This window comes from Holdemanella sp., assembly GCF_056804935.1.
Genome location: NZ_DBMEXE010000043.1, coordinates 1 through 9,910 on the forward strand (window position 1 = coordinate 1; position 9,910 = coordinate 9,910).

Annotated in this window: 11 protein-coding genes and 1 tRNA gene; 1 reads left to right on the forward strand and 11 read right to left on the reverse strand. The window is 34.4% G+C overall.

The features are described 5' to 3' along the window. Positions 1–150: 150 nt before the first annotated feature. Positions 151–1,410, reverse strand: coding sequence for a substrate-binding domain-containing protein (locus ACZQCL_RS03390; RefSeq protein WP_337532574.1), 1,260 nt, complete (start codon positions 1,408–1,410; stop codon positions 151–153). Between the two features lie 624 nt (positions 1,411–2,034). Here ACZQCL_RS03390 and ACZQCL_RS03395 point away from each other — a divergent pair. Further along, positions 2,035–2,110: transfer RNA gene (locus tag ACZQCL_RS03395), tRNA-Glu, on the forward strand. 70 nt (positions 2,111–2,180) lie between these two features. On the opposite strand, the gene ACZQCL_RS03400 is transcribed toward ACZQCL_RS03395, so the two are convergent. The 10 genes from ACZQCL_RS03400 to ACZQCL_RS03445 are packed head-to-tail and all read right to left on the reverse strand — an operon-like array spanning position 2,181 to position 9,651. Continuing rightward, positions 2,181–3,545, reverse strand: coding sequence for an MATE family efflux transporter (locus tag ACZQCL_RS03400; protein ID WP_317315112.1), 1,365 nt, complete (start codon positions 3,543–3,545; stop codon positions 2,181–2,183). 36 nt (positions 3,546–3,581) lie between these two features. Continuing rightward, a complete protein-coding gene (locus ACZQCL_RS03405; RefSeq protein ID WP_337618301.1) occupies positions 3,582–4,421 on the reverse strand; it encodes an ROK family protein in 840 nt (279 codons plus the stop codon). Then, the gene (locus ACZQCL_RS03410) at positions 4,418–5,140 is read right to left on the reverse strand and encodes a GntR family transcriptional regulator (RefSeq protein WP_227992176.1); all 723 of its coding nucleotides are present in this window, start codon (positions 5,138–5,140) and stop codon (positions 4,418–4,420) included. The genes ACZQCL_RS03405 and ACZQCL_RS03410 overlap by 4 nt, the downstream gene beginning before the upstream one ends. 30 nt (positions 5,141–5,170) lie before the next feature. Further along, the gene (locus ACZQCL_RS03415; RefSeq protein WP_227992177.1) at positions 5,171–5,791 is read right to left on the reverse strand and encodes a metallophosphoesterase; all 621 of its coding nucleotides are present in this window, start codon (positions 5,789–5,791) and stop codon (positions 5,171–5,173) included. 42 nt (positions 5,792–5,833) lie between these two features. Beyond that, a complete protein-coding gene (locus ACZQCL_RS03420) occupies positions 5,834–6,346 on the reverse strand; it encodes a DUF1307 domain-containing protein (protein WP_227992178.1) in 513 nt (170 codons plus the stop codon). A 29-nt stretch (positions 6,347–6,375) separates the two neighbouring features. Next, positions 6,376–7,308 carry an aminotransferase class I/II-fold pyridoxal phosphate-dependent enzyme gene (locus ACZQCL_RS03425; protein ID WP_482481850.1) on the reverse strand — a complete coding sequence of 311 codons (933 nt, stop codon included), beginning with the start codon at positions 7,306–7,308 and terminating at the stop codon, positions 6,376–6,378. Then, positions 7,292–7,465: a hypothetical protein gene (locus ACZQCL_RS03430; protein WP_482481849.1), complete on the reverse strand. Its 174-nt coding sequence runs from the start codon at positions 7,463–7,465 to the stop codon at positions 7,292–7,294. Before ACZQCL_RS03430 ends, ACZQCL_RS03425 begins: the two co-directional genes overlap by 17 nt. Then, positions 7,462–8,193 carry an amino acid ABC transporter ATP-binding protein gene (locus ACZQCL_RS03435; protein WP_227992181.1) on the reverse strand — a complete coding sequence of 244 codons (732 nt, stop codon included), beginning with the start codon at positions 8,191–8,193 and terminating at the stop codon, positions 7,462–7,464. Before ACZQCL_RS03435 ends, ACZQCL_RS03430 begins: the two co-directional genes overlap by 4 nt. Then, positions 8,186–8,869, reverse strand: a complete 684-nt coding sequence (locus tag ACZQCL_RS03440; RefSeq protein ID WP_227992182.1) for an amino acid ABC transporter permease — start codon at positions 8,867–8,869, stop codon at positions 8,186–8,188. Before ACZQCL_RS03440 ends, ACZQCL_RS03435 begins: the two co-directional genes overlap by 8 nt. A 20-nt stretch (positions 8,870–8,889) precedes the next feature. Continuing rightward, positions 8,890–9,651 (reverse strand): transporter substrate-binding domain-containing protein, encoded by a 762-nt coding sequence (locus ACZQCL_RS03445; RefSeq protein ID WP_227992183.1) that lies wholly within the window; start codon positions 9,649–9,651, stop codon positions 8,890–8,892. Between the last annotated feature and the right edge of the window lie 259 nt (positions 9,652–9,910).

The following is a 9,910-nucleotide window of genomic DNA, read 5'->3' on the forward strand; positions in this document are numbered from 1 at the left end:
GGACTTACTCATTCCGCGTATAGATAAGACTAGTTCTTCATTCTTATCTGCCATAAAATCTCTCCTATTTTGTTTACTACTATCTAAATAATATTAGGGAGAAATAATTTCTCCCTAATAATCTTAATCCCCATGTTATTTTTGAATTATTTATTTAAGGATTCCTGTATAAGAAGCTGCATTGTCAGTCTTAACCATGTTAATTGCGAATGCATCATATTTGTCTGGGTTTCCTAAACGGTTTGTGATGTTAGATTCAGTTTGTCCATCTCCACCAATGTATTCAACATCTAAATTCAATAAGTCATCATATTTTTCTAATAATGGTTGGTAAGTTGAACTTAAGAAGTTATCAGATGCGTTGTAGATATTTAACCAAACACTCTTCTTAGCGTGATCTTTTTCACCTAATTGGTTAGAAACTGGAGCATAAGTAACTGTTGAATCTAAGAAATCTTTATAGTTGTCAGCAGTAACAGCAACGTTTAATGCATAGTAAGAACGTTGATCCTTATTGTATGTATAAACATCATCAGTTAAAACGTTTCCAGCATCATCTTTTGTACCGATACCTGTATCGATATCAACGCCATCTAAAGCATTACGTAATACTCTTAATGTTAAATAAGCTTGAACGTCAGCATGTTGAGAAATTGTTCCACCATATCCTTCAGCGATTGCAGCAACTGCATCTGAGTTAGCATCGTATCCGAATGTAGGAACTTTGTTTTCTTTTGACCAAGCATTGAACATTGACATACCCATACCATCGTTGTTAGAAGCTACAACGTCAACTTCATCACCGAATGAAGCAGTCCATGTACCGATTGTGTTACCAGCAGTAGCAGCATCCCAAGTTGCACCTGAAGAGTTCTTCATTTCTTGAGAAGCAAGTTCTCTTACTGTATAAGTTTTTCCATTAATTTCTAACGAGCCATCTTGAACACTCTTAGATTTACCATCATTATTAATACCAGCTGGATCACTTACGATTTCACCATCTTTTTCAACAGCTGTACCTAAAGCTTTACGAACACCTCTTGTACGAGCGATAGAATCATTGTGACCAACATCACCAATAGCTAATACGTAACCGATAACGCCATCTCCGTTACGATCTAATGTATCGATATTCTTTTCGATATATTCTTTAATCATTTGTCCTTGAAGTTCAGCACCTTGATTTGCATCGAAACCAACATAATAAGTATCTTTGTTAAAGTTTAATGCATCCTTGTCTAATTCACCAGTTGAACTGTTAGAAGGTTGACGGTTATACCATACTAAAGGTTTGTCAGCATTCGCAACACTAGAACCACCAGTTTTTCCTTCATCTCCTCCACTGCTACAAGCAGTTAATGCAACACCCATAGATAAAGCTGCAGCAATTGTTAAAAATCTTTTGTTCATATTATCCTCCTAATGTAGATTTTTACATTAAGACACTTTCCCATACAGATACTTCGCTTGATTATAATATGATTGGCAGCCGGGTGTTCCAAAAGTAATTTTTAATTTGTTATTTGCTTGCTGTATTTGAAACAAAGCCATTTGTCGTGAAATCAATTTATATAATCTATTCTATGCTTGTAAAGCCAACTATGTATCCTCCTCAATGAGATGCGTCTTTTTACTACTGCATTCTAACATATGATTGCAAGCGCTTTCAACTATTTTTTTATTTTTTTTATTTATAACTATTATTTGTATAATCACTATTTTTATTCAGATTCAAATATTATTATCATGTATAAAATATAACTATATTCCTATCAAATTCGTATGTATTATTGTCTACAAAATCACTATGTAACTTCAATAATATCTGCCCATCATATACGCAAATCGTTACTACCACTGCCTATTTAAAAGCTTTATAATCACTATGTTAACAAATAATTTCATTTTATTATTTTGACTCATTTAAGAAATGCAAAAATTATTTTTGATTTTTTTATTTTTTTGCTTGCAATTAATATAAACTTATAGTATCATTAACTAGCACTTGTCAAGGAAGACAAGTTTAATATACATGGCGCGTTGGAGAAACGGTTAACTCACATGCCTTTCACGCATGCATTCACGGGTTCGAATCCCGTACGCGTCACCATTGTTAAAATAAAGTCCGAAAGGACTTCTTTTTTTTGCCTTCTAAAAGAAAAAGCCTTCTAAAAAGAAGGCTAAAGTTCATTGACAATATTATGTACCCATATTCCTTTTTTAACCAATGTGATTCCTAATACTGCCTTAGGAATATCCACACATTGTACCAATAAGTACACATTGAATATAGGTAAATTCGTAAAACGAGTTAAACATAGTGCAACCATAAACGTAAACATGAATGTATATCCACTATCGAAGAAGAAGGTAAGCAATGTTTTTCCTCCTGCACGCATTGTAAAGTAGCTACTGTAATACAAAGAAATAATTGGAAGCATACAAGCCGAAACTCTTAACAAAGATGTTGCTAATGACTTTACTTCTATAGACGTATTATAGATTTGAGGAATAAAGGATGAACATCCAAACAATGCCACACCAATACCTAAACACATCATAAAATTCATAAATACCATCTTCAAATCATAGTCTTTGGCATATTCAATTTCACCAGCACCCAATCTTTGACCTACAATGATTGAAATCGAATTTCCCATTGCATAACAAATAATCATAAAGAAATTGGTTACTGTTGTTGTAATATTGATGGCCGCCACAGCCTCAAGTCCTCTTGTTGAATAACATTGAGAAATAAGCGCTATGGATATCGACCACAATATTTCATTACACAATAGTGGAATTCCTCTTTTAACAACATTCTTAAATATATCACCCGATATCTTATCTAAACGCATCGCATCCCTTAAATATTTGTTATTATAGCCTGCCGCTACATTTATCCCCATCTCTACAACTCTTGAAATAACCGTACCAATGGCTGCACCAATAACGCCAAGTCTAGGAAATCCAAAATTTCCAAAAATTAAAATATAGTTAATACAAAAATTCACAATAACCGCTATGACACTAGCCTTCATTGGTAAAACTGTATTTCCCGTTTCTCTTAATGAAGAAGAATATACTTGTGTAATCGCAAAAGGAATGAGTCCAATCAGCATAACATCCATATACTGCTTACCAAAGTTCAAAGTTGTCAAACTATCTGTCGGATCATCATTTAGATATAATGAAATCAATGAAGGCCCCAACACTTTAAAAATGCATATGGCCAATATTGAAATCAAAATGCCAAGCAACATTTTAATTCGGAAACAATTGTGTACACCATCCCTGTTTCCACGTCCATAAAATTGTGCCAGAAATATTCCAGCCCCTGACATTGCTCCAAAGACACTCACATTAAATACTTGAAATAACTGATTTGAAATAGATACACCACTCATAGATAGTGTTCCTAATTGTCCAATCATAATGTTGTCTAATAAACTGGCAAGATTGGTAAACCCATTCTGTATCACAATCGGAATACATACAATCAAAACCATTCGATAAAACTTCTTATCACCAATTAACGATTTCATGCCCTTCCCCCTCTAAGTAAGAAATACCGAGAACGCTTAATGATTCTCGGTATTATTTTTGTAGTAACACAATGCGCCTAATAAATTAGCATCATTGTTAAATTTACAAGCTTTGATAACAGGTTCCTCTAAAGTTGGAAACCATTGTGTCAAGCCTTTCATATTTTCTTTGATACAGTCAATTAGTTTAGGCTGTGCTGATATACCTCCACCAATCAAAATTGTATCCACATCTAATAGCAACTGAAGATTGTTTAACATCCAAGCCAAATTTTGGCAATATTTGTTAAAACCTGCATATACTCTTTCATCATCTAAATGATCAAAAAGTTCTTTACCCGTTAAACCCGTCGCTCTTTCAAGACCATCTTTTCCAAAGCATGTAGCCATGGTATTCTTAAAAGTTTTTTCTGTATCCATATGCGCATCTGAATATTCACCTGCCAATAAATGTGAACCTTCATATACCTTATGATCAATCACTATACCCATCCCAATATATGTACCTAGAACCACAACCAAAGCATTCTTTGAATGTATCAAATTTCCAAATCCAAGTTCAGCCCACGTTGCACAACGACCATCATTTTCAATTGTCACTTTACAACCTTTAATTTCTTCCAACCGCTCTTTTAAAGGGTAGTTAGACAGAAAAGCCAGTTTACCAGTAATAAATGCACTAGAATGATCTTCATTCAAGATTCCAGGCATACTGATCGCAATTCCAGTATATTCAAATGGTAAATCACAAATGGATTGAACGATTTTATCTGCCGTATCCAAAGTAGGATACTCCCCTTTTTGTTGGATATTCCCTGACGCATCGCATAATCCATATTTAATATTGGTACCACCAATGTCGATCGTTAAAATCATAATTTTTGCGACGTTGAAATTGTGTAACTATATAAATCACCACGATAGTAACACATTGTATACTCTATCTTTTTCTTCTTTTTATCATAAGAGATACGCTTACGAGCTAAAACCGGCTGATCCTTACGTATCTTCAATGCCAAACAGATTTCTTCACTCGGATTAATCGCAGAAAACTCTTCATCTATTCTTGTCGGTGCGCCAATCACTTCATAAATAGACTGTGTTTGTTCTTCCATATTCAAAGGTATATTCAAACTTAAAGGAAAATAAGACACAAAATACACCAATAACACATCATCTGCACTACGAACTCTTCGAACACAATACATCATTTCTTCGTCCAAGCCAAACAATTCTCTTGTAGCTTCATCCGGAATTTCTTTTGTGATGTGAAAAGACTTAGTTCCCGGCGTTCTTCCTAATGCTGTCATTTCGTCTGTAAAACTACGGATATGCGACAACTCCTCTTTGATTTTAGGTCTGTATGTCACAAACGTACCCTTGCCACGTCCACGCTTTACCATACCTTCCTGTTCTAATTCAAGAATAGCTTGTCTTGCTGTAATTCTTGAAACATCGTACATCTCTTGAATTTCCATTTCACTGTCAACGCGATCTCCCACAGCCAAGACTCCATCTTGGATATCTTTTTTGTAGAACTCCTTTATTTGTTTATAGTAAGGAAGATGACCCGACGTTGTATCTAACTTATGCATAATTTGATCTCCTTATATTTGTTATAACAATTATAGGATATTTCTTCTTCGCTTGTCAATTTCAATCCATTCATCTAACGTCATTGGAACATAATCACTGTACATACAGAAACAATTGATTAACTGACAAGGCACACCCTCTAATTGGCCATCACTGATTCTTGGGTGTTTTTGTTGATGAATATACTCTTGATAAGCATCTAAAAATTGCTGATCTTGCGTCGCATGAATATGCCCATGCAACATAAATGTTTTTGGGTTTCCATCCTCATCTCTTCGATATTGTCCGTTATAACACGCAATTGGATAATGAGATAAAACTACTTTTCGTTTATTCTCATTTAATTCCGCATAATCTTTGATCCAAACAAATCGCGAAGCATCAAAGTTTTTATCATCCAAGAAACGATCATGATTTCCACGAATCAAATAAACTTTCCCCTTTAATTCATCCAAAATCTCTGTTGTTTGACTTGCGTTTCCCCATGAAAAATCTCCCAAAACAACAACTTCATCATTCTTTCGAACTTTACTGTTCCATTGATCAATCATATATTCATTCATTTGTTCGATGTCTTCGAAACCTCTTTGATCCATCTTTTCATTCAACGAACGATGAAAAAAATGTGTATCTGCAATATAATAACGCATCTTTTAACTCATCCTTTCAAATAGAAAATAGCGGAAGACCCGCTATTTTATCATACACGCAAATCCTTCTTGTTTATAAGCACTTTGCGTCTTTTTCAAACTTACATAATCCGATTGAGCTTCACCCTTATCTAATAAGCCACTTTCAATCAGCGTATCTATATTTGCTGTTTTAAAATCCATTTCCAACGTCACTTCAACCTGCTGTTCTTTTAATTCAGTAGATACATGAACGCCTTCAATCGAATTATATTTATCATCCAATGAAGAATTGATCTTAGATTGAATCTGTTCAGAATTCATATCTTCTGTTATACCTAAATCTGAAAAGCTCATCGCAAACTTCTGTGTCATCTTTTGAATCTTATCCCCCTTAGCTTCAAAAGTAACTTGTTGCGAAGAATCATTCTTACAATCAATTACCTTTATTTTATTTGCCTTTTTCACTGTAACCGGCGCCTTTTCGGTTGACTTACTCTTTTGATGCGTAAGATCACTCACTTTTGTACAGCCACAAAGCAATAAACATGCACACAACAAATATTGTACTCGCATAAGTATTCCCCCTTACGCAAATCATTTTATCATGAAATCAAATGTTCATCCACAAAGTTCGAAAGTTCATTCAAGCCAGCCTTAAATAATTTACTATCTTGAGCCAAGCCTAAACGAAAATAATATTCTTTATCAAAACACGATCCCGGCACAAAGAAAACACCTTTTTCTGCCAATAATAATTTCGCAAACGTCTCACTCTTTAAATCAAAATAATACTTCAAAAAACAAACCGTACCACCACTTGGTAATACACATTCAAACGAAGGATTATCTTTAAGCCATTCATGAACGATATTTTTATTTGTTGAAATAATATTTTTAGCCCTTAAAATCAATTCATCCTTATGCTTAATGGCAATCCATCCCAATTTGTCCACTAAAGGACCTGTAGAAATCATTGAATAATCTCTTCTTACATTGATTTGATGAATCACATACTCATTAGCTTTGATCCATCCAAGACGTAATCCAGCCAGTGAAAACATTTTACTTAAACTTGATGTTGAAATTCCATTTTCATATATATCACTAATCGAGACTTCCTCATTTAAGCCACGATATACTTCATCACAAAGAATATATGTATTATAGGGTTTACACAATTCAATCAATGCATTTAGAAACTCATTAGAATATTCTGTCCCCGTTGGATTCGAGGGATTATTTAAAATAATCATTTTCGTTGATGAATTTAAAACACCTCTAAACTTTTCCACACTAACCTGCCAATCCCATTCGTCCAGTTCAACCAAATGCACTTTACACCCAAGTGATTTTGGAACATCCACAAACTGCTGATATCCAGGAACCACACTAATGACTTCATCTCCTTTTTCTAATAAAGTGTTCATCACCAATTCATTTGCCTGCAAGCAACCTTGTGCTGTTGTGATATTATCAATTGTTCCATGCTCATATAAAGATAGGATTTCCTTTTTTAATTCAATATCCCCAGTGATTTTTCAAATCTAATATTAGATTTGAAAAATCAAAGTCTTCCAAATCCAACAGTTCCTGTAACGTAAGAGATTTAACACATGTATCCGTCATATTGTAGATAGCATCATTTTCATAGTCATTCATCCATTGTTCGACTTTAAAATCTGGCAATCTCATTCGTAGAATACCTTACTCAAGAAATCCTTTGCACGTTCAGACTGAGGATTTTCAAAAAACTTTTCACTCGTATTCTCTTCTACAATTTCACCTTGATCCAAGAAAACAACTCGAGTGCCTACCTTTCTCGCAAATCCCATTTCATGTGTAACCACAACCATTGTCATACCTTGCTTACCTAGATCCTTCATTACTTCAAGCACTTCCTTGATCATTTCTGGATCTAATGCACTCGTAGGTTCATCAAACAACATAATATCTGGATTCATGCATAAGGCTCTCGCAATCGCTACACGCTGTTTTTGTCCACCAGACAAGTTATTAGGATACGCATCTTTCTTTTCTAATAATCCAACTTTATCCAAATACTCTAAAGCTATTTTTTCAGCTTCTTCATCCGTTTTATTTAAAACTTCTACCTGTGCTAACTTACAATTTTGTAAAACCGACATATTCGGAAATAAATTAAAATGCTGGAATACAAATCCCATACGATTTCTTTGTGTACGAAATTTCTTTTCATCATCCGGATTCATCCATTCGTTATCCATATAAATTTTACCTGTATCCACATGCTCCAAGCCATGAATACAACGTAATAATGTACTTTTCCCTGAACCACTCGGACCAATCAACGAGATAATATCCCCCTTATTGACTTCTAAGCTTACATTTTTTAGGGCACGTGTTTTATTAAATTGTTTTGAAACATTCTCTACTCTAATCACTTACAGCCAACCTCTTTTCCACTTTATTTCCAATACAAGAAACGATACATGTCATAATTAAATAGAATATTGCCGCTAACATATATGGCGACATAACATCATAATATTCAGCCCCAATGATTTGAGCTCCCTTTAAAAGTTCCACTGCACCGATACAACTAATCAAAGAACTATCTTTGATCAATGTGATAAACTCACTAATCAATGGTGGTACCACACGCTTAAATGCTTGGGGTAAAATAACAAGTTTCATTGTCTTCCAACTTGATAATCCCAATGTTTCACAAGCTTCCCATTGTCCTTTATCAACTCCATTGATTCCTGAACGTAACAATTCAGTTTGATATGCGCCCGAATTAATACTTAAAGCTATCATACCAATTACGATAGGATTGATTCTTAATACATTGCCTGTAAATGCCGTATAAATCGATGGAATAACAGAGAAAATAATCAAAATCTGTAGAAGCAATGGGGTTCCACGAATGATTGTGACATACACAAACGCTATAGCTCTAGGCACCTTATGTTTACTTCTTCTACCACTAGCTCCAAGAATTCCAAGGACTAAACCAATTAAAAGGGAAAGCGCTGCAATCGCAACCGACAACAGCGCACCCTTTGCCAAATAGAGTATATTCTCTAATGTAAATACCTGATCAATCGCAACAAACATACACTTTTCTCACTTTTCCTTTACTTTGTTTCTAATGGAGATAAATCATATTTTTTACACAGCTTAGCATAATCATCACTCGCCAAGAATTTTTTAATACATGTATTCATCTTCTCAATCATATCTGTGTTGCCTTTTTTCGCAATGATGTAGTTTTGTTCATCCATTAAAGATTCATCTAACATTTTAAACTCGTCACTCTTTACATAGTTTTTCGCTACGCCCAAGTCAACGATAGCCGCATCATATTGATTTGCACTCAATGCATTCATAATGTCTTGCACATTCTTTAATCCAGTTACTTTGGCATCCTTAACTTCTTTTGCGGCAGCCTCACCAGTAGCTCCTGTTTGAGCAACTAGAGATTTACCTTCTAAATCAGCAGTCGATGCGATATCAGAATCTTTTGGAATCACGGCAACCTGACTTGATCCTAAATATGGATCTGACCATTCCACTTTACGTTTTGAATCATATGTAAATCCAGAAATACCCACATCAATTTGGTCTCCTTGAAGCTGTGTAATGATATTATCAAAATCCATCTTCTTCATTTCTAACTTGTAAGTAACACCTTCTTCATCACTTAAATATTCTTCAAAACACTTCATCATATCTGGATCAAATCCAACGATATCTCCCTTTTTATTTTCCGATTCATAAGGAGCATAATCTGGAGAAATCCCCACAGTAATTGTTTTTACATCCTCTGATTCACTTGAACATCCCGCCATTGTTAACGCGGTTAAAGCTACCATACCTAATTTAATAATTTTTTTCATTTTATATTCCTACCTTTCTTCATGTGTAAATCAAAAATTATTCTGTATCGTCGATCACTTTCCATTCACACACACCCTTTCTAACAAAAAAAACGTCCAAATATATATTGGACGTTACAGATTGTTGACAAAAGCCTATACCTTTTCGTAAGGACATAGGCTTTTTATTGTATATAGGCAATTTTCGAAATGAAATTGTCTTTTTTTGTATATTTTGAAGGATGTATTGAATTTTTTGATGGCTTTCTTCTATATTTTC